Below are 24,450 nucleotides of genomic sequence, written 5' to 3'. Positions count from 1 at the left end.
TTGTCAATTTCCCTTCTAAAGATTCACACTACCAAGTTGATTTCACACATGATATCATAAATTTATAATAATGTCTACAAATTTGCACAAATTTAAAACTAAAAAAACACACCCTCTCCATTTTATTAGAGAGAGTGTTGATAAGTCTTTTTAACTTAATGACTCAACGACATTGGATCAGGAGTTCTGCTTAAAGCTAATCGTTTTTGTTTTGTTCATTATGCTTTGCAAGTGCAGCTTCCTTGCGAGCCATCGCACGCTTACGCTTAAGATATTCATTTCTGGCTGTCAGACCCCACCATATGACTGCGAACACTGCGACGATTATCGCAGCCACGAATATGACGCCTATGTGGCTTAAAAAATATTCCATATGTTAATTAGCCTTCTTAGCGATCTCGCACAGTTCAGCAAAGCCGGCTGCATCGTAGATTGCCATCTCGGATAACATCTTCCTGTTGAGCTCAATTCCGGACTTCTTTAGGCCGTTCATAAGGTTACTGTAGTTGATACCGTTAGCTCTTGCTGCTGCGTTGATTCTGGCAATCCACAGTCTTCTGTACTCTCTCTTCTTGTTCTTTCTTCCAACGAAAGCAGATCTGAGTGCTCTCATCACCGCCGGGTTAGCAGCTCTGAAATTCCTGCTTCTCTGTCCGTAGAAGCCCTTTGCCTGCTTCAATACCTTCTTATGTCTCTTATGAGCGTTTACACCCTTCTTTACTCTTGCCATATCTCAAAACCTCCCTAAACTACTTTGCCATTGATCTAAGCATACGCTTTGTATCTGCACCGGTAAGCACTGTGGACTTACGAAGACCTCTCTTTCTCTTTGCAGTCTTCTTTGTCAGAATATGGCTTTTATATGCCTTGTTTCTCTTAAGCTTACCGGAACCGGTAAGCTTCATTCTCTTGCTTGCGCCTCTATGAGACTTCATCTTGTTCTTTGCCATAATGATTTCCTCCTAAGTTGTTAATTCATTACTTGCCGTTCTTCGGTGATAGGAACATAGTAAGGCTTCGTCCCTCAAACTTCGGCTTCTTGTCGATGACACCGTATTCAGATACCTGATCCGCAAAGCTGTTCATAACATCAAAGCCTTTAGCTGTATAATCACGCTCTCTACCTCTGAATCTAAGGCTAACCTTAACCTTATCTCCATCCTTCAAGAACTTGATTGCTGTATTCGCCTTTACATTTACATCGTGAGCCTCAATAAAGGTGCTGAGTCTAACCTCCTTGACCTGCATGGTCTTCTGGTTTTTCTTAGCTATCTTGTCCTTCTTCTGGAGCTCGTAGCGATATTTCCCGTAGTCGAGGATTTTGCAAACGGGCGGCTCAGCATTCGGAGAAACATTTACGAGGTCCAGGTTGGCCTCCTCAGCAATCGCCAGCGCTTCTCTGATGCCCATAACTCCGCGCATATCTCCATTCTCATCTATCAAACGGACTTCCTTTGCACGAATATCTCCGTTGATCTGTTGTTTATCCTTGCTAATTGGTCTACCTCCATATAATAAAAAAGCGGATACAGAAGTATCCGCGAACCAACTGATTAAATCAAGTCACAGGTAACCCGTACACCAACGCATACAAGGTGAGAAGCGGATAACTTCTTCTTCGACCCGATAATTGTAAACTACCGCCGTCCACTTGTCAATACCCATACTACTTTCTAGGATCGTCAAACATGCAGAAGTTCTGCAGCTCTCTGATTTATATCGTTTACCCTTACATTTTTCTACACTTTTATACCGCATCTATCGATGTAATCACAGCGGTGCACCAAATGGGCTGCAATAGCCCTTCTAAAAATCAAGGCGCCATACTGGCTACTACTAGGCAATCGCTATTTCTCAAGCTTAGCTACCGCGTAGTCAGGCATCATATGCTCCCAATCCCATTCTCCCTTGCACACTCTCTTATTATATGAAGGAATAACTACGGACAAGATCGACACAGCTGCGATAATAATCAGATACCAGTTGTATGGAATCATGTCAGTTGGATTAACCGAATTCTTGGTTAAGCTGGCGGTCATCAGAAACTGAGCCCCGTAAGGAATAAAGCCTTGCATGATACATGAGAAGATATCAAGGAACGAAGCCGTTCTTCTAGGATCGATTCTGTACTTCTCAGAAATCTCTCTGGCGATTTCACCGTTCACGATGATAGCTACAGTATTGTTAGCTACAGCAGCATCTGTAATTGCTGTAAGTGCAGCAATACCAACGGAAGCCGACTTAGGACCCTTGAACAGCTTGCTCGTCTTGGTAATCAGCCATTTGAGGCCTCCGTAGTGTTTAGTCATCTCTGCGAGTCCACCGACAAGCATCGATAGCAGGAATACTTCCATCATGCCCTGATAGCCTGTCCAGATTTTACCTGCAATGTCCATCAGACCGATTGTGCCGGTTCCTATTCCTACAACAGAAGCACTAAGTATTCCGATGAGCAGTACCGTAAATACATTGAGCCCTGCAAGTGCAAGTCCAAGTACCAGAACATACGGTATAACCTTGATAACGCTATAATCAAGCTGACCTACAGACGTGCCGCCCTTGCTGAATATAATCATCAGCACTATGGTAATTACCGCCGATGGAAGAGAAATCCAAGCGTTGGTTCTGAATTTGTCCTTCAGATCAACGCCCTGTGTCCTGGTAGCGGCAATTGTTGTATCAGAGATCATGGATAGGTTATCCCCAAACATTGCACCTGTCATTACCGCGGATATAACGAACGCCATATTGAGATCCGCAGTCTTAGCCATCTGATAAGCGATAGGAACTATTGCCCCTATGGTTCCCATCGATGTACCTGTTGCCGTAGATAGGAACGCAGCAATTACGAAGATCCCGGGGACGATAAATCTGGGTGAAATAATTGTAAGTCCCAGATTTGCAGTGGAAGCAACTCCGCCCATAGCTCCGGCTACTGATGAGAACGCTCCTGCCAGAAGGTAAATCATGAGCATTGTCATGATATTCTCATCACCTGCTCCCCTGGCAAAAAGTGTGAAGTTTTCATTGATTCCGGTCTTGTGATACATTAGGAATGCAACAATAACTGCAATCGTCATGGCAACTACCGTAGGAAACCGGTAGAATGCCATTTCAACACCTTTCGACTGCAAGATCATGCCTGCTCCGAGATAAATTACGATAAACAGCAGGAGCGGTAATAGTGCTACTCCGCTCGCATCTCTTTCTTCGAGAAGATTCTCTTTCTCTTTCATTTGAAAACACCTCAATACAAACTTATAATAAACATTTCCTCCGAGCGATGCCACATGCGAGTTAGCTGTGCCGCCGCTTTTTATAACACGTAAGATTATACAGGAGACACATTGATAAATTCTATATTAATAATCGATTTACTTATTATTTTTCAAGTTATTTTTAACCCTAAAATTCAACAGCCTGATGCAGATCAGTTTGCAACGCATAGTGTCAATCGAGAAACACGCCATCAGGTAAATTTGATTTACAACTTATACAGATAAGATACAACCTATACAGATAAGGTTTATTCACTTGAATTGTTGTTTACTACAATGTACAATTAGCTAATAAAATAATGCTGGGGGAGCGATAGCTGAGAGTTGCTTTGGTTTACGTTATCCGCAAGATTGTATTTGCAGTTATGCGTAATCGCGAAGCGAGACCCTTCTACCAGGCAGATAATGCTGCCACGGGAAGCTAGCTAATATCAACTGCACCCCCTCCTGAAATATAGGAGGTTTTTTAATGAACTTACAAGGTTTTGTTGAATCAAGAGTAGGTCAAGTCGTAATCATACTCGTCATCGTACTCATGCTTGTGCTCATCACGCTTGGAGGTAAGAGTAAGGGCGCTAACAGAAAGGTCGATATCAAGGCAATGACCGTCTCTGCCCTTCTCATTGCTATTGCAATGGTTCTATCAAATGTTAAAATTTTTACCATGCCTCAGGGCGGATCCATCACACTTTTGTCGCTACTTCCGATCGCTGTGGTGACATATCTGTATGGAACTAAACGAGGTATAATGGCGGGAGTTGCATTGGGCCTCGTCAACCTGATATTTGGCCCTTATGTCATCCATCCTGCACAGCTTCTACTCGATTACCCAATCGCTTTCGGAGCGTTAGGCATCGGTGGAGCGTTTAGGAACGGAAAAAACGGATTAACGAAGGTCTATGTCGTAGGAGTATTTGCAAGATACCTGTGCGCGGTTGCATCCGGAATCATCTTCTTTGGCTCATACGCACCAAAGGGGTTTAATGCGGTTACCTGGTCTGTATGGTACAATATCACCTATATTGCAGTTGAGGCAGCAATTACAATAGTTGTCATCAATATGCCGCCTGTTAAGAATCTATTCGAAAGGATTAAGAATGCAGACGAATTCGGGGCATCCCGCACTAACAAAATACGATAGCATTATACTCGCATCCAAATCACCACGCCGTCTCGATATACTGCGAGGTCATGGGATTGAGCCGATACTCATTCCATGCGATGTAGATGAAACCCTTCCTGCAGAAACCGATTATATTGATGCCGTGCGACTGCTTTCAGAGCGAAAGGCACTTGCAGCGACCTCCTTACCAGCACTTGAAAACATACGCGGTAGAGCTCTGCTGATTGCTTCGGACACCGTCGTCTACAATGACGAAATCATGGGCAAGCCAAGAGATAGAGACGATGCATTTCGCATGCTTTCATCACTCAGGAATTCCATACACTTTGTGGCGAGCGGAGTAACGCTGGTGGAGATTGACGGCGGCACACCTTTGCTAGATGGAAGAAAAAACTTTGCAGAGGTTACGGAGATAATTTGTAAGGACTACAGCGATTCTGATATCAAAGAGTATGTAAATACCGGAGAACCCTTCGACAAGGCCGGCTCTTACGCTATTCAAGGCGGATTTCGCAAATACATATCAGCAATCCGTGGTGATTACGAAAATGTTGTCGGTCTCCCATACAGCAGAATTATTGCCGAGCTCGAGCAGATGAGCCTGTAGCCGGAAACTGCTATTCCCAACCCTTGCACACATCAACCCAGCCTTCAGCATGCGCATATCTCTCGAGCTCCGGAAGGCTTAGTTCTATTGCGCTGTTGGCACTCCCCGCTGCCGGAAATACAGTCTGAAATCTCTTCAGTGACTCATCGAGATACACTTCTACGCCTTCCCTGATAGCAAACGGACACACACCGCCCATCTCATGACCTACCAACTCATCTAACCGGTCCGGAGCTATCATCCTGGCTTTGGTATGGAAGCGGCCCTTAAACTTCGGGTTGGCAATTCTCGCATCGCCCGCAACGACTATGAGAATTGGTCTGTCATCGACTATAAAAGCCATAGTTTTGCCAATTCTCTGTCCCTCGCACCCGAGTGCAGCCGCTGCGAGTTCTACTGTAGCACTCGATACGTCGAATTCCATCACCTTATCCTCGATACCTAATTTTCTGAAATACTCTCTTACACTGCTAATAGACATCAGTATCCTCTTTTCTGATTGATTCAACCTGCTAATCACAAACTGCTAATGAGTTTTTACAATTTTTTCAATTACTGCTGACCTCTCATTATTAGTAGTATAAAACACCGCCGAACATGGAAGAAGCACAATAATCGTACTACATTTTCATGTAATATGACATCTGACATGCTCCATCAGCACCTGCAGCAATTACCAGCTGCAGGTTGCCGGACTTGATTCCCCCGATTGCATATACGGGAACCTCGACTTCAGAGATGACATCAGTCAGGAATTGTATTCCGCGAGGTGCAATCCCGGGCTTGCAGGCTGTTGTAAATATATGACCGGCAATTAGGCAATCCGCCCCCGCAGAGGATGCAGCAAGTGCTTCCTCTACAGAATGAATTGATACCCATGTGTAGGGGAATTTTATATTTGAACAGACGCACAGCTCTTCATCCCTCAAACTTTCGGTTTTATGTCCATATTCCGGCCTTTTTAGGTTCATGTAATCCTGAAATGACAACTGTACCGGAACACTCATATCAAATGCTACTTGCCAAAACTTATTAACTATAAATTCGACATCAAAACTATCACAGATTTCTTTTATCTGTAAAGATAAATCTCGGTATTCGCTTTCAGGCAAATCCTTCTCCCTCAGTATCAATGTATTTGGCCTTGATTTCTCGAACACCCTCTCTACCTGCTCGTCAAGCGACAAGTCGGATAAGCGGCGGTTCGTTACGAAAATTTTTTTACACGTACACATAATCGTTCATCACCGGCTGCATTCCGTGACTACATAGGGCTGAATATATCTCGTCAACAGTCCTTCCATCTGCAATTTCAAACTGGTTGTCACCTGTCGCAGTATCGTCGCTGTGACTTCCGATACCTGTATCAACCCCTGCAGATATCCTCGTTGCTGCAATTGCGACTGCATGATCCCGAAAACCTGCTCGCTCTCTGGTCGATAGCGTCATAGCTGCGAACGGCATGAATATCCTATAGGCACACATAACCTGAAGCAGTTGTCTTTCTCCCACCGTTTCACTATCGGAAGAAAGGGAAAAACTCATGTCATCATCGCTGTTGCTGATAATCGGACGCAGTCTGGGACAAGAAAATGAGATTTCTGCCCATGGATACTTGCGCTGCAGCATATAGGCATGAAGGCCGGTTGCAAGTGCATCGCGTCTGAAATCACCTAAGCCCAAAAGGGCTGCAAACCCGACGCCGCGCATGCCTCCAATGAGCGCACGCTCCTGAGCATTGAAACGATAAGGGAATATGCGCTTGTGACCGGACAGATGCAGCTTCTCATATTCATCGGAGTCATACGTCTCTTGAAAGACCGTCACATAGTCGGCACCGCACGAGTGAAGAAACGCATATTCATCGGAGTTAATCGGATATATTTCAACACCGACATTTTTGAAGTATTTACGTCCGATTTTGCAAGCTTCACCTATGTAATTAACATCTGACATGCTGCGACTCTCCCCGGTCAGTATCAAAATCTCTTCAAGTCCTGTAGCAGCGATTGCCTCCATCTCTCGCTCTATCTCTGCGCCGTTCAACTTCGCCCTGTGAATCCTGTTATGACAATTGAAGCCACAGTAGATGCAGTAATTTTCACAATAATTGGATATATAGAGTGGCGTAAACATGTTGACCGAATTACCGAAATGCTTATCCTTCTCGAGCTTAGCTCGCTTCGCAAGCTGCTCCAGATATTTCCCCGCCGCAGGTGACAGCAACACTTTAAAATCATCCACACTGCAAGACTCATGCTCAAGTGCACGCATCACGTCGCTATCGCCGTAATGCTCAGGTCTGTATCCATTCATCTCTTTTAGAACCGCATCATATATTTCATGGGAAATAATCTCCATTCCTTCCAAATATTTCATGTGGTCTATACGTGCTTTTCCGTTCATTCGCTATCCCTCCAGAAAACCGGTGAGCGGCGACGACGCGACGCCACCATCCTTGACTATTCTGCCAAGCCCGGCGAGATACGCAGTTCTTCCGGCCTCAACCGCCTTGCCAAAAGCTCCTGCCATCGCAGCTACATCTCGTGCAGTTGCAATGGCCGTATTAGCCATAATCGCATCTGCCCCCATCTCCATCGCCTCGCAGGCCTGTGAGGGAGAACCGATACCGGCATCCACGATTATCGGGATATCTATCTCGTCAACCAGAATCCTGATTATCTCCTTGGTGACGAGTCCTCTGTTAGATCCGATTGGAGCCGCAAGAGGCATAATGGTAGCAGCCCCTGCATTTACAAGGTCGCGTGCCGCATTGAGATCAGGGTACATGTATGGCATAACCACAAAGCCCTCCTTAGCAAGTATCTCAGTCGCGCGAATCGTCTCCTGATTATCCGGAAATAGATACTTTGAATCGCGAATGACCTCAACCTTAATGAAATCGCCGCATCCCAGCTCTCTGGCTAGACGTGCAATTCTCACAGCCTCATCGGCATTCCTGGCACCGGAAGTGTTTGGCAGCAGGGTCACATTACCGGGAATGTAATCAAGTATATTCTGTCCACCGGTATTTGCTCGTCTGACCGAGAGTGTAATGATCTCTGCCTTGGCATTTTCAACGGCTGCTCGTATCAGCTCAAGGTCGTACTTGCCCGATCCTAGGATAAAGCGTGATTCAAATTCTCTTCCTGCTATTGCAAGCTTATCGTTCATATTGTGCTCCTTCTATATATTTCCTTTCATTTTTACGTATTCCGGCTCCCAGTTCTTCCCGGTCCTTATTCCTCGTAATTGCGATACAGCTTCATACACTTTGATGTAGCCTTGTACAGTCAGCTGTATTGCAGTTTTACCCGCAGTGCAACATTGTATCTGTCATCAGCAGCTCAAAACCGTCAAGCTTCGCCAAGTATCAACCTGACTATCAGATTAGCTTGATGACCTGAACAGATAGAAACTCGTGGCGCCATCAGCCCAATGCCCTCAGACACATCGGTTGTCTCATCTCCACAGATATACAATCTCTTCGTCACGCATCTGCTCTTAATCGCATTAGCATCCCCATATCCTGCCATCCCGGAGCCTGAGACAACTACCTGCTCACCGGTTTCGGATAACAACGTGCTGACGAGCATGGATTTTGCCGATGCCCGGTCAAAGGCTTCGCACACCAGGTCAAAGCCTCCAAATATTCTCACGCAGTTAGACTCATCCACCATGATATTTTCCGTCGTCACCTTCATGTACGGATTGATTTCCAGCAAAATATTGCTGATTGCATCCACCTTGTGCATACCGATATGTCTAATCGTATACGCCTGTCTGTTAAGGTTGGTTATATCTACGATATCATAATCGACGATATGCAGATGTCCAATGCCCGCTCTAGCAAGCATTACAGCCACATTGGAGCCGAGACCGCCCGCTCCCGCAATCGCTACTGACGCTCTCCGCAGCTTATCGTGAAGCTCTCTTGTAAATCTCATGTCTTTTGCCCGATTGAGTTCCGACTCACTCGGAATATTACATCTCACTGACAATTAACCTCCTCCCATAAAGCAGACAATTTCAATACAATCGCCATCAGCTATAACCACCCGTCCATATTCACTCCGGGGTAGTATCCGGCCCATATATTCAACTGCAATGCGAACCGGATTATACTCGAGGGCGACAATAAGCTCCTCGATAGTCATATCCTTTATATATTCGTGCTCTCTTCCATTAACCCTAATCAAGCTCCTCACCTCCCTTCGAAAGACTGCAAACCGCATCATATCATATGAACAAGCCGCTCATAACTCCGATTGTCTGGCACAGCTAATACAACAAAAAAAGGTCACACGAAGCTCTACACCCAAGGTGGTGTACCCCTTCGTATGACCTGTCATACTCTAACTTCAATTATATGTAATAGAGCTTCATTGTCAATACATTTGCTATTTATTGATAAATAACATAGCTATTATAGTTATTAATGCCAGCATCGAAACCGATATCTCAATGACGATGCCTATATCACGATCTTCATTTTCAAACGATATGTTCCGAACGAATGACCTGCGGGAGCTTTCTGTCCATTTGTAAGGGTTGCCAAGTCTCTCGCCACAGAAACGAACTATTCCAAGCGATTTGACGTCTGCCCACCCTGTAAATTTGTTAAGTCCGGTTGATGTTGCTGTTATTACCCCGGCTAAGGGCTTTCTCAGAAGCCAGTCGAAGTCCAACGAGAGCTGATCATGCGGCAGCATTTTAACTCTCACAAGCCAGAATACGATTGTTGCTCCGGCGAATAGAATCAGGGACTCAAGCACATGCTCGACTGTAAAAGGATGTACAGATACTGCAAATGGCAAAAGCCTATACAAAATCGAAGGAACTATACCGATTATAATGCACCCTGCTGCACCGAGAAGCATGCCGAGCTTCATGGATAGCGGAATCTCTTTGACTTCAAATTCAGTCCTGGCTTCACCAAGGAAAACAAACCAGTTGACCTTAAGAACCACGGATAACCAGGTGCCTATAGACGTGACGGTTAGCAACAGTGCCGCAACATCGTGCCCGCTTGCCTGTACCGCGTGCATTACAACAGTCTTGGACGCAAATCCGTTAAGAAACGGCATTCCCGCAATCGAAAGCGAAGCTATAAGGAATGTAAATGCTGTAATAGGCATCTTATTCTTGAGGCCTCCGAGCTCTGTAATCTTTCTCTTGCCGGTTGCCATTATCACTGCACCTGAACACATCATCAAAACGCCCTTGTAGATTATATTGTTAAACACGTGTGAAGCGGCTCCATCGACCCCCCATGCTCCACCAACAGCAAGCGATGCAACCATGTATCCAAGCTGTGACATTATATGGTAGCTGAACAGCCTGCGCAGATCATTCTCCAAAAATGCCATCAAAACACCGTAGAGCGCCATAAATACGCCTGCGTATAAAAGCATCTCTGTTCCTGCAAATATCCTAATCATGGCGTAAATTCCCAGCTTTGTGGTATATCCGCACATGAATACTGTTCCCGCAATAGTAGATTCCGGATACGAATCGGAAATCCACGAGTTAAACGGCGGCACAACTGCGTTGACGCAGACTCCAATCAGTATGAACCAGAAAGCTGCAGAACCATCTGAACCGGTATATTTAGGAATCGCAAGGGAACCGCTGTTTGCCGCATGCAGCAAGAAGCCTACCAAGAGCATGTTACCTCCAAATGCGTGCATCAGCAAATATCTGAGCGCCGCCCTTGACGAACGTCTGGTGTGTTTAGCATAGATTAAATATGCCGCACTAAATGCCGCAACCTCCCAGAACACTATAAGAGAAATCGCGTCACCAGCTAACGTCGCGGCGATAATGCTACCGCCGTAAATTACCGACATTCCCTTTTCCCATTTGTCCTGAATATCCATCCCATATATATTGTTGATAGCTCCGATAATTGCAAATATTATTATGAATATCATCGACAGCTTATCCACGTGAATAAGATTCAGTTTAAGCGCAGGCGTAAGCCTGTATACAAGATGACTGCTACTACTGAGTATGAACAAACCTGCTATGCCGACAGCAGCTGATATCAGTGCCAGAGGCTTCCTGCACTTTGCCGGCAAGATCAAAATCAAAGAGCCGATCGCTATAATCAGGAGTCCGGGATGAAAGCTATTTAACATCTTCTTCACTCCTCTCAGGATACAATGCATCTATAGATGCGCGCTTCAGCATCTCGGCTTCTTCATCAAGCTCTATTGACTCGTAATACCCCGTATCACGGCGTAGCAGCTTGTTTAATATGATCTTACTCATGACAACCAATGCTACAGAACCTGCAAGAGAAAGAACTATGTAATGTAATATCTCGTTCAACATAGCGTACCTCCTGTTGCCGAAAATACTGCGTTGCCAGTCTGCATTGCCAAGTCCAGCAGATGCAGGCCGAAGTTAGGCGCCAGTCCAAGCAGCAACGACAAGCCTGCTGTAATAACCAGCGGAATGAGCATCATCCTGTTAGCCTCTCCGTATACCGTAAAATCAGGATTTACAACGTCTCTTTTAAATGCAATCAGCACTACAGGCATAAGATAAGTTAAAGCGAGCAACGCGCTCACAATCAATGTCACACCGAACAACAGCTGCCCCGACTTAAGCGCACCCATGATGATATTTGCTTTGCTAACGAAGCCGACAAAGAACGGGAATCCCGCTATTCCGAGTGAAGCTATTGTAAATGCTGTCATCGTTATCGGCATTCTCCGACCAAGACCCACCATCTCACTGATATTTTTCTTGTGAGCTGTAACGAATATGGCACCGGCACACATGAATAGTGTGATCTTCATAAATGCATGGGCAACCAGATGATAAAGAGCACCTACTGTGCTCAGCGGAGATAGGATAGCAATTCCCAGCACAATATATGACAGCTGCCCTATGGTTGAAAAAGCCAACCTAGCCTTGAGATTGTCCTTCTTGAGCGCTATCAGTGACGATATTAGTATCGTCACCGCTGCCATCCAGGCTAGCAGGGTCGCTCCTCCACATTCTCTCGCCAGTTTCGGTCCAAATACATACATCATAACTCTCAAGGTTGCAAACGCTCCGGCTTTAACCACTACTACGGCATGAAGCAGTGCACTGACCGGTGTCGGCGCAACCATTGCCGCCGGCAACCAGCTGTGAAACGGCATCACGCCGGCCTTGACGATTCCCGCTCCAATCATCATGACAAAAATGACCAACATCCATCCGCCGGGAATCATGCCGGAATCCATGAACCCGCCGGGCTTGAATTCTAATGTTCCTGAGACTGCATACACGATAACCATAGCGGCAAAGAATATCTGACCGCTAATCAATGTATAAGCCAGATATTTTCTACCTGAACTCGTGCCCTCTGCGTCACGGTAATGGACTACGAGCGGATATGTTGCGATGGTAAGCACCTCAAAGAATATGAAAAATGTAATGAGATTTGCCGCGAAGCAAATGCCCATTGCAGCTGACAGACACATAGCAAAAGCAGCATAGTAGCCTGTCTGATTTTTCTCACCGTGACCTCGCATATAGCCGACGGAGTATGCAGACGTGAGCAACCAAAGTGTCGAAGCGCTGCAAGCAAACACGATGCCGGCTGTATCGACATTTAAGGCAAATGAGATGCCGTCCACCAGCCTAAACAGCTCGAGCCTAATCGTCTGACCCGTAAGAACCGCAGGCACCATCGAATAGACTAACAGAATCTTAAGAATGGAAGCCGTGAAGGTTATCGCCTCTCTTGTATTCGCCTTGATGTGTTCACCCAGCACATAGATGAGCCCGGATGCAACAAGTGAAACAAGAATCGCCAGCAAGGGGCGCAGATTTAGAGCTATCAAGTTCATATTCATACCCCCTTCACCGTCATCATTATCACATCAAAAACACCGGCATTGAATATACCAAGAGCCAATATGATCACAAAACATGTGCCGATTGCCAAAAGCATAGTCCATGGCAGCTCAACAGTCTCGCCATCTCGCTTATCATACAACTCCTTTGGTTGATTGATAAATATCTTCTCTATCAGCTTGAAGAAGTAGATAGCGTTGAGCAAGCTGCTCAACACCAGTATCGCGATGTACCGGTACTGATGAGTCTCCGCTGCGCCTAGAGCGATGTACCATTTGCTGAAAAATCCTACAGCCGGCGGAATTCCTATCATGGAGAGCGATGCCAACACAATCAAGCCTGATGTGATCGGCATCTTTTTATAAATCCTTCCGAAGCTGGATATCTTAAAGCTGCCGAACCTGTATCTGATGGCTGCCGAACTGAAGAAAAGTCCGCTTTTCATGAACACATGACCGATTAAATGCAAAAAAGCGCCTGCCAGCGCATACGGACTGTCAATGGCAAAACCAAGCGTGATATACCCAATCTGCGCTATTGAAGAGTATGCAAAGATCTTCCTCACATCCTCCTGCGCCATTGCTCGTACCGAACCGTAGATGATTCCACAGCACGAGAGTATGCCGATTATGTTCAGGAACAGATTGAAGAATTTAAAATCAGTTCCATATATAAAATACATATATCTGAACAGCGCGAGCGCAGGAATCTTACCCATTACACCGGCAATAAGCGGTCTCGAACCCGGTTCAGCATGCGAATAGGCAGAAGGCTGCCAACCATGAAACGGGAACATCGGCATCTTGATGCCAAATGCAGCTATAAACAGGCACATGGACACTGTCATCTCAGTATCGTAGTTGTGGGAATTCAAGATATTCCTCATATCTGCCATGTTGAGTGTACCAGTCGAAGCGTATAATATCCCGACGCCGAGAAGATACATCGTAGCCGCAACGGTTCCTACAAGGAGATATCTAAAAGAAGCCACTATGCCTCGGCTTCCACCGAGCGCTATTAGACAGTACGCTGACAGCGAGGTAATCTCGAGGAATACGTACAGGTTGAACACATCCCCTGTCATGCTCATACCGCACATGCCCACTATCAGCAGTCCGATAAGCGAGTAAGCACCGCCGATGACCTTGCGTTCATTTGTGACTTCAAAGTTCATCACATAGAGTGTCGTGATAAAACCGAGCAGCAGTATTACAACGACTATAATCGCTCCTATAGAGTCAATATAAAATTCGATGCCGTAAGGTGCTTTGTAACCGCCAAAGCTGTAATGAACAGGTCCGCCCTTAATAATGTTGATGAATAATTTCACAGCACATCCAAGAGCAACAAAAATTGCAGCTGTGACAATATTTCTGCCCAGATGTATATGGATTCTTGACAGCGCAATCGACAGCAGAGCACTGATAAGCGGCAATAAAATAATAATTATTGGAAGATCATTCATTTAAAACGGTTCTCCCTCCTGATTATATCGTCCTCCTCGATGCTCCCGTACTTCTCCTTAATGCGAGTGAGAAGCGCAAGCCCTACACCTGTGGTACCAAGGCTTACAACAATTGCAGTGAGCATTAGACCATGAGGTATCGGATTGACATATTTGCTGGCGTTAACTATAGTATCCAGCGCAATCGGAATAGTTCCACCCTTTTTCTGAGCAAAGCAAAGGTAGAAGAATATGACAGCTACCTGCATAATATTCATGCATATCAATTTCTTCATATAATTCTTGCAGGAAATCATCCCATACATTCCCAGCAACATCAGCAGAAGCGTTAGAAAATATATTCCTTTACTTGCCAGCAACGCGTTGATCTGTGTCATCATCAAATCTTACCCTCTTCATAATCGCATTCAGAATTGTAATAATAGTACCCATTACACCGATTGTTACTCCAATCTCTACAAGGAGTATGCCGATAGCATGCCTCTCGGCTGTATGCACAGGCAACGGCAGATATGTGTAGTCCATGAAAGAGCCACCGTTAAACATCGGTACCACACCGGTCATAACGTATATCAGAACGCCGATACCCGCTATACTAGACGAGTTCTTACCTGTCATCATGAACAGGTTCTTTTTGTCCGGTATGACCAGTATATCAATAATATATGTCAGTGCTATAAGCGCTCCTGACTGAAAGCCTCCGCCCAGACTGACCTCTCCGTGGAACAGTACATATAACGCATATATCAGAATCAGCGGTTCCAGCAGCGTGATCATTACATCCTTGTTGATTGTCTTGTAAGTAGGATCACCCAGCTTATAGCGATGTCCGAAATACCTCTTCGGCTCTACGATACGGTTCTTGGCCTTAGGTCTGTTTGCCAGAATCATGATTACCCCGATTCCCGCCAGGAACATTACCGTTGTCTCGAACATAGTATCGAAGGCGCGATAATCTACAATCATTGCGGTTACCATATTGGGTGAGTTAGTGTCATGCACAGCATGCTCGATGTAGTATTTGGACACATGCAATGCCGGCGCTGAATTCACATCCCCAATTGCCGGAAGCACGTCAAGCTTAGCTACAACGAGGAACAGCGTAACGATGGAAGCAATTAAAAACGTCACATTGACATATTTGCGCATCACTTGCACCGCCTATCTATGTTTTTGAGCGTCATGATGAAATAGATAGTCGAAATTACCCCGATTACCGCCTCAGTGAATGCGACATCAGGAGCCCCCATGATGATGTACAGAAACATCGTCACAAAGCTGAATGCACAGTACACAACGACTACCGCCACCAGGTCCTTATCGAAAATTATCACCAGCGTGATAGATATCAAAGCCAAAAGCAGCAGCGCTTCCACAATATATGTACTCATCTATCTACCTCCTTCTTCCAAATCATCGTTTTCATCATCAGCAACTTCTCCTTCAGCTGTGGCATTTTCTTCATCATCAGCATCCGCACGCGCTTCGATATCCAAGTCCTCACTGACACCCACGTGTCTCTTGTGATTATAATCCTGATAGTTTTTGGCATGAATTGAAGTCAGCATAATCAGATTCGTACCAAGCGGATTGGTCAGCAGAAGTATGAAGAATATGATAAACACCTTTAAGGACAGCAGCGTACCCTCTTTATAAGCGATGATTCCCAGCGTCATCATGAGAGCACCAAAGGTCTCGCCTACACCTGATGCGTGTAGACGTGTAAAGAAATCCGGAAATTTAATTACACCTACAGCCGCAATTGCCATGAAGAGGTATCCAAGGCCGATAAGTGCTATCGCAATAATATTGTGTACACCCATTACCTCCTACCTCCTATGAATTTAGCCAAAATTACAGTTGTAATGAAACCGAGAATCGCATAGCTGAGAGCGATATCGATATGCATGTCCATTCTGTCATCAATCAGTCCCACTACCAGAATCAGCATTACTATATTCGTATTTATTACAAACAGCGCATTAAGCTTATCGTATACAGTCTTGCCGACAAACATCGTGATGATCATCGTCAGCACAATCGCTAGAAGGCCGGCAAGAATTGCAATGAAAAAACTATGCATTTTTCTTCTTTCTCCTTCTCTTGAATCGCTTGGTTGTCAGCTCGACAACTTCCTTAACTGTATAATCCGTATCAACCACCACATCGACGACACGGTAATCGATCTCCTCACCGTAGAGTTTGGCAATCCTCTTCTGCATATCACCCGAAAGCAATCCGTCGGCAAACTTTCGGTTGAGTGCGTGTACAGAAAAAACGCCACTGTCATATATATCGATGGTGACAGTTCCCGGAGTTAAGGTTATTGAATTTGCAAGAATAGCCCTCGCTGCCGGATTATCATAGTCCGCCTTGAACCACACTACAAGCGGATCTATCTTGTCATTGGATGTCAATATAATCCCGGTGACATCCACAGCACTTTTCACCACTTCCTTGATCAGCCACAGGAAGTATATTAGGAGCTTCAGATAGTTGGCATGTAGAATGAAATATGTGCAGTCGGATTTGAGGCCTCCAATTCTCAGAGAATCTATGACAAAGCATGAAATCAAAAATGCGGAAATACATCCGTATAAAACGAATTTCACCTGAAATATCTCTGACATCACGATCCACAAAAGCAATAACAAGCTGAACACTTCCAGGAAGTTCAGATATGGATTGCTCACCAGGTGTCGGTCGCGAAAGAAGTCTCTCATCTCTACCTTTAACCTTTCATTTATAAAACGTTATAAAACTGATTGAAAATATAATTGCTATATAAGTATACATGATAGAATCGTACCGTTAAAGACTTTTGTTCAGATTACTGTGCATTTTAAAGTCGTTCAAATTATTGCATTTTCTCACCATTTCAATTGCAAACAACTGTTCGAAATGGTATAATTTGGTGATTTTAGTACAGGGAGATTAAACTGGAATGAAGGATTTTATTAAGGAGGGGCCAACAGTCACAATGTTCGTTCCGTACGACTGCAACAACTGCTGCCCTTTCTGTGTAAATAAAGATGATTATAGAGATACATCATCGTTTAATTTAGACCGATGCTATAAAGCGCTTGACCTGATGGATAAGGTGCTGCCTCATAACGATGTGGTTTTGACAGGCGGTGAGCCTCTTGCCGACTTGGATGCGCTTCAGGACATCTTGAATCACATCAAGGATGGTCATCACGTCTACATCAACACCACACTTCCGACCAACGAGACTCAGGATATCCACAAGGTTGCCGAGGTTCTCAACAGGAACAAGGACAAGATTAGCTGTATCAATGTTTCCAGACATCTCAAGCACTACGTAAAGGAGTGCTCGGACGGGATTTTCGATTTGCTCGAGGTACCTCATCGCATAAACTGCGTAGTATTCCAGGATGCCAACGAGCCTGAGACTAAGGAGAAGCTTCTCAAGGTTCTCGATCGATTCGCGGGACACGAGATTCAGCTAAGAGCCAATTACTCCAAGCTGACTCTTGACAACGTGTTTGACACTGAGCAGGACGATCTGTTCAGGCTCATAAGCTCCATCGCCGAATACAAGGGACAGCTGGAGAAGGAGCTTTTCCGTACCGGCTTCCTGTTTCAACTCGATGACAGCAGAATCACCTATCACAAAACTCTGCCCTATAGCAAGATTAACGGAAGAGTTGGTGACATCATCATCAGGCAGACCGGGGAGATATATGATGACTGGAACAATTACGGTGAAGAGTTAACGCTCAACTCGTTGACTTTATAGTGATAGTGATATCTATAACTATAAATCGCCAGTCTGAATCCCAGGCAGCGCAATCAATAGCGATTATACTCTCAATTTGTATACTTCATCACTTCGGTTTATTTGACAGATAGAGGATTTGATATGAAGAAGAGCGAGGAACGCCAGCAGAAGGTACTGGCATATATGAAAGAAACTATCAAGCTCAAGGGATTCCCTCCTACCGTGAGGGAGATTTGCGATGCCATAGGCATCAAGTCAACATCTACAGTTTACAGCGATATCAAGGCGCTGGAGTCACTGGGGTACATCAGAAAGGACCCCAGTAAGCCTCGCGCACTTGCGGTTGTTGACTGCGAGCATCAGAATGCAGAATTCGAAGCTGACGATATCAGTATGGTTCAGCTGCCGGTAATAGGGAATGTAGCGGCAGGGGTACCTATCCTGTCCGAGCAAAATATCGAAGACAGCATTCCATTCCCCGCCAGGTTTATCGGAAATGGCAACAACTTCCTGCTTGTAGTGCACGGAGACAGCATGGTCAATGCCGGTATCAACGACGGTGATTACCTGATTGTGCAGGAAGATCAGACCGCGGCAAACGGAGATATCGTCGTAGCAATGATACAGGGCGCCTTTGAGACAGAGGCCACGGTTAAGAGATTTTACAAGGAGAAGGATCATATCAGACTTCAGCCTGAAAATGACTTCATGGATCCGATCATCGTCGATGATTGCACGATTGTCGGCAAGGTCAAGGGAGTCTTTAGATATTTTAATTAATTTTTTCATGTTTTAATTTCCCCAAGGAGGATACAATGACACAGAGTAACGAACATCAGTACTCTAACGGCATAACCGACGCGAGAACGCTGGGTTGGCCCAAGACCATTCTGCTCGGACTGCAGCACACCTTCGCCATGTTTGGCGCTACCGTGTTGGTCCCGCTGCTGACAGGCTTAAACATTTCGACAACACTTTTGATGGCAGGTCTGGGCACGCTGCTATTCCACATTATCACGAAGGGGAAGGTTCCTGCATTCCTCGGTTCGTCGTTTGCTTTTCTCGGCGGATACGCAGCAGTTGCTCCGCTGCAGAACGGACATCCCAATACCGAGATGCTTCCATACGCATGTGGCGGTGTCCTGGTTGCAGGCTTCGTATACGTAGTTCTCGCAACACTCATCAAATTCTTTACGATAGAAAAGGTCATGAGAGTCTTTCCTCCTGTAGTTACCGGACCAATAATAATCTCCATCGGATTGATACTTGCTCCTTCTGCTATCAAGAACGCTCAGACAGACTGGCTTCTGGCGATTATAGCCCTCGCGTCTATTATATTCTTCAACATGTGGGGACGCGGCATGGCCAAGATTGTCCCTATTATTTTGGGCGTAGTTATCGCTTACGCAGTTGCGCTGCTGATGGGCAGGATAGACTTCACCGGTATGAGCAGACAGTCATTGGTTGCACTTCCACCAATCATGATGGCAAAGTTCGATCTCAGCGCCATCATCACGATCACCCCTATCGCGTTGGCTACCATGATGGAACACATCGGAGACATCTCCGCCATCGGTGCTACAACAGGCAATAACTATATCAAGGATCCCGGACTGCACCGCACTCTGCTGGGAGACGGGTTAGCCACGATGATGGCTTCTTTATTTGGCGGCCCTGCAAATACAACCTACGGCGAGAACACGGGAGTACTCGCACTCACCAAGGTGTACGATCCGCTGGTAATCAGAATTGCAGCATGCTTTGCGATTGTGCTGTCGTTCATTCCAAAATTTGCATTCATAATCGAGACTATTCCGGCAGCCATTATCGGTGGCGTATCCCTGATACTCTACGGTATGATTTCCGCAGTCGGAATCAGAAACTTGGTTGAAAACCAGGTTAACTTCAAGAACACCAGAAACACCATCATCACAGCCTTAATTCTGGTATGCTCGCTAGGCTTCAACCAGATTGGCGGACTCTCATTCAAGGTTGCCGGTGTAAACATCACGCTTTCCGGACTGGCTATCGCAGCCATTGTCGGAATTGCAGCTAACAGCCTGCTACCCGGCAAGGACTATCTGTTCAGTGAGGAAGGCGAGGACGAGAAGTTCCAGACATTCAAGATTTAAAATTATAGGGAAATACGTATCTGCGATTGACAAAGCGATGGAAGAGATCTCATACGATAGGCGAAAGCCTCACTGAGGATATTCAGTCGGAATTTAACCGCTATGAACTTGATTATCCGGATTATGCAGGCGTAAAGCATTAGACAGCTTTGTCATATGCAGATCCTACAAAAACACGGATGCTCCATACGTTATCCATGTTACTATTATTGCCGCTATGACTACACCCAGCGCAATAGCAGGCATAGCCCTCTTGAGCTGCAGATCCATCAGTGCTGCAACCAGCGCGCCTGTCCAGGCGCCTGTACCGGGAAGCGGAATGGCTACCAGAATCATTAACCCCCAGAACTGGTATCTGAGTACCACGTCCTTGTTCTTGTCCGCTTTCTTTTCCATTCTAACGACGATTCTATCGAGTCGTTCGGATTTTTTGCGCATCCAAGCGAATACATCTCTGGTAAAAACTACCAGAAAAGGAATTGGCAGCAGATTTCCAATTACCGCTATCAGTGCCGCCTGCCATATCTCAAGACCGGCTACAGCAACTCCGTATGGAATCGCACCGCGCAGCTCTATGACCGGCACCATAGCCATCAGCAGTGTTGTAATCATCCGTCCTCCTCTTTACGAACTACTGGAGTTAATCATGTATTGTATATGTGCCCATTCCCCAGAACAAGGAATTGGACTTTACGAACTAACGGAGTTAGTCATGTATACTCAAATAAAAATATAACCTTTTTCATAATCGGCCATCTGCTTTATCCTGCAGTGGACCAGTCAATTGTATCACACGGCGCAAAGCCCATCAATTCATAACACCATCACATGAACGTGATTGTGCCCAACTCCCATTTATGATACCATCATATGCATTACAGGAGGTATTTATGAAAGATAAAAACGCATGGAATAGCTACTCTCCCGCTGAGCTTGAAGCGCTCGATAAGCTCAGCAAAGGATACATAGACTTTATTTCTGAGGGCAAGACAGAGCGCGAGTGCACTGATTTACTGGTCAAGATGGCTGAAGAGCACGGATACCGCGACTTAAACGAGGTAATCAGGAATAACGAGACTTTGGATGTAGGCAGTAAGGTCTACGCGGTAAATATGCATAAGAGTCTGGTTACATTTAACATCGGCGAAGATATCGTTAACCGCGGCATGAACATCCTCGGTGCGCACATCGATTCACCGCGAATCGATCTCAAACAGAACCCACTGTACGAGACAGACGAGTTCGCTTATCTGGACACACAATATTACGGTGGCATCAAGAAGTACCAGTGGGTTACAATGCCGCTCGCACTTCACGGTGTAGTCGCTAAGAAGGACGGAACAGTTGTCAATGTCAATATCGGCGAGGCCCCTACGGATCCGGTCTTCTTCATCAGCGACCTGCTCATTCATCTCGCACAAGACCAGATGCAGCTCACAGGCACCAAGCTGATTGACGGCGAGAATATGGATATCGTATTTGGCACGCAGCCTCTCGATGAAGACACTGAAAACGCTGTCAAGGCCAACGTACTCAAGCTGCTCAAGGATAAATATGATATTGAAGAGGACGATTTCTGGTCGGCTGAGATTGAAGCAGTTCCATCCGGCAGAGCTAGAGAAGCCGGCCTCGATAGAAGTCTGATTCTGGGTTACGGACATGACGACAGATCGTGCGCCTACACGTCCGCCGTTGCCCTGTTTGAAGTTGATAATCCCAAGACCACGACCTGCGGACTGTTCGTCGACAAGGAAGAGATTGGAAGCTACGGCGCAACAGGTATGCAATCACACTTCTTCGAGGATATAGTGAGAGAGCTGTTGGATAGAATGGGAATCTACACAGAACTGAATGCCGCACGCGTTCTCCGAAATTCGCGCATGCTCTCATCCGACGTCAGTGCAACCTACGACCCTATGTATGCTGACAAGTTCAGCAAGAGAAACGCTGCTCTGTTCGGACGCGGAATAGTATTCAACAAGTATACCGGCAGCAGAGGCAAAGGGGGTTCTAACGATGCCAATGCTGAATATCTGGGACATCTACGCGCCATAATGCACAAGCACGACGTCAAATTCCAGTCTGCCGAACTCGGCAAGGTAGATGTCGGCGGCGGCGGCACTATAGCTTATATCCTCGCCCTGTATGGCATGGAAGTCGTGGACAGCGGCATTGCCGTTCTCAACATGCATGCTCCCTATGAAGCTGTCAGCAAGTCCGATGTATATGAGGCTTATAAGGGTTACAAGGCGTTTATCCTTGAAGCATAGAGCCTTTATATTTCCCGCGATGTATGTCCGCGATTAATCGTCGTCTATACGCCGAAAGATTTACAAATATCAGATATGCACAAAATCCCGTCTCTACCGAGACGGGATTTTGCACTTCATCATCTATTTGCTTATATTTTTTGTATTTATTGTGATCAGCATGTTTCACTTGCCTAGCAGAATCCGGGCAACAAAAGTTCCCAAGCTGTATGGTCAACTAATCGACCTGAACATTAACTACTCTATCTACGTATGTTGTATGCAGCAGATGGTGAGCCCTCTCTCCTCCCGGCACTCCGAAGTAATCTTCGTACATTTTGACGATGACCGGGTTCTCGTGAGACTTGCGGATCGGCGCATTCTTGTCCAGAGTATACAAGCCCTTTGCACGTTCAGCTCTGACATCCATGAAATTCCTGATCTGCGAATCAACGTGAGGCTGTCCACCGCCGTTTACACATCCGCCCGGGCATCCCATAATCTCTATGAAGGTGTAATCAGCTTCTCCAGCCTTAACCTTATCTAAAATCACCCTGGCATTTGCAAGTCCGCTGGCAACAGCAACCTTGACCTTCTGTCCCTGCAGATCATATTCAGCCTCTTTGACGCCCTTAACTCCGCGTACGTCCACGAAGTCCAGATTGATTAGCTCATCACCTGTCAGCTTCTCTACAGCAGTTCTGAGAGCAGCCTCCATTACACCGCCTGTAGCACCAAATATTACTCCGGCACCGGTGTATTCACCAAGCGGGTTGTCGTACGGTTCGTCCTCAAGCTTCATGAACTCGATACCGGCCAGCCTGATCATTTTAGCCAACTCCCTAGTCGTGATCGAGAAATCGACGTCCTGATATCCGTCCTGTCCCTGATCATTTCGACCCAGCTCATGCTTCTTGGCTGTACAAGGCATCACGCTGACGGACACAATCCTGTCCGCCGGTATCCCCATCACTTCCGCATAGTACGACTTGGTTACAGCACCGAACATCTGCTGCGGCGACTTACATGTCGACAGGTTAGGAATCAGGTCCGGGTAGTAGTGCTCACAGAATTTAACCCACCCCGGTGAACATGAAGTAATCATAGGCAGCACACCGCCACCCCGGACTCTCTCAATCAGCTCGTTCGCCTCCTCGACGATAGTAAGATCGGCTGAGAAGTTGGTGTCGAACACCCTGTCAAATCCAAGTCTGTGAAGTGCTGCAGATAGCTTGCCCTCTGCTTCTGTGCCGATCGGCTGATCGAAACATTCAGCGATAGCAACACGTGTTGAAGGTGCCGCCTGAACTATTACATACTTATCCGGATCTTCAATTGCTTCCATAACCTGAGTTACAGAATCCTTCTCGTACAGCGCTCCAACCGGACATGAAACTATACACTGTCCGCAGTTAACACAGCTCGTCTCCGCGAGTGGCAGGTCAAATGCAGTTCCGACATATGTATCAAAACCTCTCCTGTTGGTCCCGATTACACCTATGCTCTGGAGATTGTTACATGCACCGATGCAACGGCGGCATAGGATACATTTACTGTTGTCACGCACGATAGACTTAGAGCTGTCCTCAATCACAGAATGATTCTTAACACCCTTATAGTACTCCGTATCATCCACTCCGTATCTCCTGCAGAGCTTGAGCAACTCACAGTTCCCGCTTCTATAGCAGCCGAGACAATCCATGTTGTGATCCGACAACAGAAGCTGCAAATTCTTTCTTCTCGAATCAATCAGCTTAGGGGTATTTGTATGTGCTACCATCCCGTCAAATACAGGGAATACGCAAGCCGCCACAAGCGCCCTCGCACCCTCTACTTCACACAGACACATTCTACATGCACCGATTTCATTTACATCCTTGAGATAACATAGAGTAGGAATATCCACTCCTGCGATGTGCGCTGCCTCCAGTAGCGTAGAACCTTCAGGAACATTAACCTCTATATTATCAATTGTTACCTTAACATCTGACATATCGCTT

Annotated in this window: 29 protein-coding genes; 6 read left to right on the top strand and 23 right to left on the bottom strand. The window is 45.9% G+C overall.

Annotated features, from left to right (window positions below; all coding sequences use genetic code 11):
- Window positions 1-196: 196 nt before the first annotated feature.
- The 5 genes from HMPREF0581_RS08755 to HMPREF0581_RS05020 all read right to left on the bottom strand — a co-directional run bounded on the left by HMPREF0581_RS08755 (window position 197) and on the right by HMPREF0581_RS05020 (window position 3,236).
- A complete protein-coding gene (locus tag HMPREF0581_RS08755; RefSeq protein WP_009644601.1) occupies window positions 197-373 on the bottom strand; it encodes a hypothetical protein in 177 nt (58 codons plus the stop codon).
- Between the two features lie 3 nt (window positions 374-376).
- Window positions 377-730 (bottom strand): 50S ribosomal protein L20, encoded by a 354-nt coding sequence (rplT, locus tag HMPREF0581_RS05035; RefSeq protein ID WP_009644651.1) that lies wholly within the window; start codon window positions 728-730, stop codon window positions 377-379.
- Between the two features lie 19 nt (window positions 731-749).
- A complete protein-coding gene (rpmI, locus tag HMPREF0581_RS05030) occupies window positions 750-950 on the bottom strand; it encodes a 50S ribosomal protein L35 (RefSeq protein WP_009644715.1) in 201 nt (66 codons plus the stop codon).
- A 28-nt stretch (window positions 951-978) separates the two neighbouring features.
- Entirely contained in the window at window positions 979-1,497 is a 519-nt protein-coding gene (gene infC, locus HMPREF0581_RS05025) for a translation initiation factor IF-3 (protein ID WP_036380926.1), read from the bottom strand.
- Window positions 1,498-1,847: 350 nt separating this feature from the next.
- On the bottom strand, window positions 1,848-3,236 hold the full coding sequence (locus HMPREF0581_RS05020) for a Na+/H+ antiporter NhaC family protein (RefSeq protein ID WP_036380923.1): 1,389 nt from the start codon (window positions 3,234-3,236) through the stop codon (window positions 1,848-1,850).
- A gap of 511 nt (window positions 3,237-3,747) precedes the next feature.
- On the opposite strand from HMPREF0581_RS05020, the gene thiT reads away from it, so the two are divergent.
- Entirely contained in the window at window positions 3,748-4,419 is a 672-nt protein-coding gene (gene thiT, locus HMPREF0581_RS05015) for an energy-coupled thiamine transporter ThiT (protein ID WP_009644824.1), read from the top strand.
- The gene (locus HMPREF0581_RS05010; protein ID WP_051426944.1) at window positions 4,376-5,008 is read left to right on the top strand and encodes a Maf family protein; all 633 of its coding nucleotides are present in this window, start codon (window positions 4,376-4,378) and stop codon (window positions 5,006-5,008) included. The genes thiT and HMPREF0581_RS05010 overlap by 44 nt, the downstream gene beginning before the upstream one ends.
- A gap of 10 nt (window positions 5,009-5,018) precedes the next feature.
- Here HMPREF0581_RS05010 and HMPREF0581_RS05005 read toward each other — a convergent pair whose 3' ends face one another.
- The 16 genes from HMPREF0581_RS05005 to HMPREF0581_RS08300 form a co-directional block, all read right to left on the bottom strand.
- Complete coding sequence (locus tag HMPREF0581_RS05005; RefSeq protein ID WP_009644735.1) at window positions 5,019-5,489, bottom strand: YbaK/EbsC family protein; 471 nt, start codon at window positions 5,487-5,489, stop codon at window positions 5,019-5,021.
- A gap of 139 nt (window positions 5,490-5,628) precedes the next feature.
- The gene (locus HMPREF0581_RS05000) at window positions 5,629-6,243 is read right to left on the bottom strand and encodes a thiamine phosphate synthase (RefSeq protein ID WP_039883887.1); all 615 of its coding nucleotides are present in this window, start codon (window positions 6,241-6,243) and stop codon (window positions 5,629-5,631) included.
- The gene (thiH, locus tag HMPREF0581_RS04995; protein WP_036380920.1) at window positions 6,230-7,414 is read right to left on the bottom strand and encodes a 2-iminoacetate synthase ThiH; all 1,185 of its coding nucleotides are present in this window, start codon (window positions 7,412-7,414) and stop codon (window positions 6,230-6,232) included. Before thiH ends, HMPREF0581_RS05000 begins: the two co-directional genes overlap by 14 nt.
- A 3-nt stretch (window positions 7,415-7,417) precedes the next feature.
- On the bottom strand, window positions 7,418-8,182 hold the full coding sequence (locus HMPREF0581_RS04990) for a thiazole synthase (RefSeq protein WP_036380917.1): 765 nt from the start codon (window positions 8,180-8,182) through the stop codon (window positions 7,418-7,420).
- A 182-nt stretch (window positions 8,183-8,364) separates the two neighbouring features.
- On the bottom strand, window positions 8,365-9,003 hold the full coding sequence (gene thiF, locus HMPREF0581_RS04985) for a sulfur carrier protein ThiS adenylyltransferase ThiF (protein ID WP_036381066.1): 639 nt from the start codon (window positions 9,001-9,003) through the stop codon (window positions 8,365-8,367).
- Between the two features lie 6 nt (window positions 9,004-9,009).
- Window positions 9,010-9,216 carry a sulfur carrier protein ThiS gene (gene thiS / locus HMPREF0581_RS04980; protein WP_408631969.1) on the bottom strand — a complete coding sequence of 69 codons (207 nt, stop codon included), beginning with the start codon at window positions 9,214-9,216 and terminating at the stop codon, window positions 9,010-9,012.
- Window positions 9,217-9,408: 192 nt separating this feature from the next.
- Window positions 9,409-11,148 carry a proton-conducting transporter transmembrane domain-containing protein gene (locus HMPREF0581_RS04975; protein WP_051426942.1) on the bottom strand — a complete coding sequence of 580 codons (1,740 nt, stop codon included), beginning with the start codon at window positions 11,146-11,148 and terminating at the stop codon, window positions 9,409-9,411.
- Window positions 11,138-11,344 (bottom strand): hypothetical protein, encoded by a 207-nt coding sequence (locus tag HMPREF0581_RS04970; protein WP_036380914.1) that lies wholly within the window; start codon window positions 11,342-11,344, stop codon window positions 11,138-11,140. Before HMPREF0581_RS04970 ends, HMPREF0581_RS04975 begins: the two co-directional genes overlap by 11 nt.
- On the bottom strand, window positions 11,338-12,855 hold the full coding sequence (locus HMPREF0581_RS04965) for a monovalent cation/H+ antiporter subunit D family protein (protein ID WP_009644700.1): 1,518 nt from the start codon (window positions 12,853-12,855) through the stop codon (window positions 11,338-11,340). Before HMPREF0581_RS04965 ends, HMPREF0581_RS04970 begins: the two co-directional genes overlap by 7 nt.
- Window positions 12,856-12,857: 2 nt before the next feature.
- Window positions 12,858-14,327, bottom strand: a complete 1,470-nt coding sequence (locus HMPREF0581_RS04960; protein ID WP_036380911.1) for a complex I subunit 5 family protein — start codon at window positions 14,325-14,327, stop codon at window positions 12,858-12,860.
- Window positions 14,324-14,707, bottom strand: coding sequence for a sodium:proton antiporter (locus HMPREF0581_RS04955; protein ID WP_084645348.1), 384 nt, complete (start codon window positions 14,705-14,707; stop codon window positions 14,324-14,326). Before HMPREF0581_RS04955 ends, HMPREF0581_RS04960 begins: the two co-directional genes overlap by 4 nt.
- On the bottom strand, window positions 14,673-15,476 hold the full coding sequence (gene mbhE / locus HMPREF0581_RS08315; RefSeq protein ID WP_051426941.1) for a hydrogen gas-evolving membrane-bound hydrogenase subunit E: 804 nt from the start codon (window positions 15,474-15,476) through the stop codon (window positions 14,673-14,675). The genes HMPREF0581_RS04955 and mbhE overlap by 35 nt, the downstream gene beginning before the upstream one ends.
- Entirely contained in the window at window positions 15,476-15,718 is a 243-nt protein-coding gene (locus HMPREF0581_RS08310) for a Na(+)/H(+) antiporter subunit B (RefSeq protein ID WP_009644663.1), read from the bottom strand. The genes mbhE and HMPREF0581_RS08310 overlap by 1 nt, the downstream gene beginning before the upstream one ends.
- A complete protein-coding gene (gene mnhG / locus HMPREF0581_RS08305; protein ID WP_009644706.1) occupies window positions 15,719-16,150 on the bottom strand; it encodes a monovalent cation/H(+) antiporter subunit G in 432 nt (143 codons plus the stop codon).
- On the bottom strand, window positions 16,150-16,410 hold the full coding sequence (locus tag HMPREF0581_RS04940; RefSeq protein ID WP_036380908.1) for a monovalent cation/H+ antiporter complex subunit F: 261 nt from the start codon (window positions 16,408-16,410) through the stop codon (window positions 16,150-16,152). The genes mnhG and HMPREF0581_RS04940 overlap by 1 nt, the downstream gene beginning before the upstream one ends.
- A complete protein-coding gene (locus HMPREF0581_RS08300; protein ID WP_084645347.1) occupies window positions 16,403-17,050 on the bottom strand; it encodes a Na+/H+ antiporter subunit E in 648 nt (215 codons plus the stop codon). The genes HMPREF0581_RS04940 and HMPREF0581_RS08300 overlap by 8 nt, the downstream gene beginning before the upstream one ends.
- A 221-nt stretch (window positions 17,051-17,271) precedes the next feature.
- Between HMPREF0581_RS08300 and HMPREF0581_RS04930 the strand changes: the two genes are divergently transcribed.
- The 3 genes from HMPREF0581_RS04930 to HMPREF0581_RS04920 all read left to right on the top strand — a co-directional run bounded on the left by HMPREF0581_RS04930 (window position 17,272) and on the right by HMPREF0581_RS04920 (window position 20,201).
- Window positions 17,272-18,087: a radical SAM protein gene (locus tag HMPREF0581_RS04930; protein ID WP_051426939.1), complete on the top strand. Its 816-nt coding sequence runs from the start codon at window positions 17,272-17,274 to the stop codon at window positions 18,085-18,087.
- A 123-nt stretch (window positions 18,088-18,210) separates the two neighbouring features.
- Window positions 18,211-18,849, top strand: a complete 639-nt coding sequence (gene lexA / locus HMPREF0581_RS04925; RefSeq protein ID WP_036380906.1) for a transcriptional repressor LexA — start codon at window positions 18,211-18,213, stop codon at window positions 18,847-18,849.
- Between the two features lie 35 nt (window positions 18,850-18,884).
- Window positions 18,885-20,201 (top strand): uracil-xanthine permease family protein, encoded by a 1,317-nt coding sequence (locus HMPREF0581_RS04920; RefSeq protein WP_009644699.1) that lies wholly within the window; start codon window positions 18,885-18,887, stop codon window positions 20,199-20,201.
- Between the two features lie 165 nt (window positions 20,202-20,366).
- Here HMPREF0581_RS04920 and HMPREF0581_RS04915 read toward each other — a convergent pair whose 3' ends face one another.
- Window positions 20,367-20,813, bottom strand: a complete 447-nt coding sequence (locus tag HMPREF0581_RS04915; RefSeq protein WP_009644611.1) for a COG2426 family protein — start codon at window positions 20,811-20,813, stop codon at window positions 20,367-20,369.
- Window positions 20,814-21,091: 278 nt separating this feature from the next.
- Between HMPREF0581_RS04915 and HMPREF0581_RS04910 the strand changes: the two genes are divergently transcribed.
- Window positions 21,092-22,471 carry an aminopeptidase gene (locus tag HMPREF0581_RS04910; RefSeq protein ID WP_036380904.1) on the top strand — a complete coding sequence of 460 codons (1,380 nt, stop codon included), beginning with the start codon at window positions 21,092-21,094 and terminating at the stop codon, window positions 22,469-22,471.
- 217 nt (window positions 22,472-22,688) lie between these two features.
- Here the strand turns inward: HMPREF0581_RS04910 and HMPREF0581_RS04905 are convergent, their stop codons facing one another.
- Complete coding sequence (locus HMPREF0581_RS04905; protein ID WP_009644642.1) at window positions 22,689-24,443, bottom strand: NADH-dependent [FeFe] hydrogenase, group A6; 1,755 nt, start codon at window positions 24,441-24,443, stop codon at window positions 22,689-22,691.
- Between the last annotated feature and the right edge of the window lie 7 nt (window positions 24,444-24,450).

This window comes from Mogibacterium timidum ATCC 33093 (assembly GCF_000525775.1).
Taxonomy (GTDB): domain Bacteria; phylum Bacillota; class Clostridia; order Peptostreptococcales; family Anaerovoracaceae; genus Mogibacterium; species Mogibacterium timidum.
This window is presented reverse-complemented; position numbering and strand designations above follow the sequence as displayed.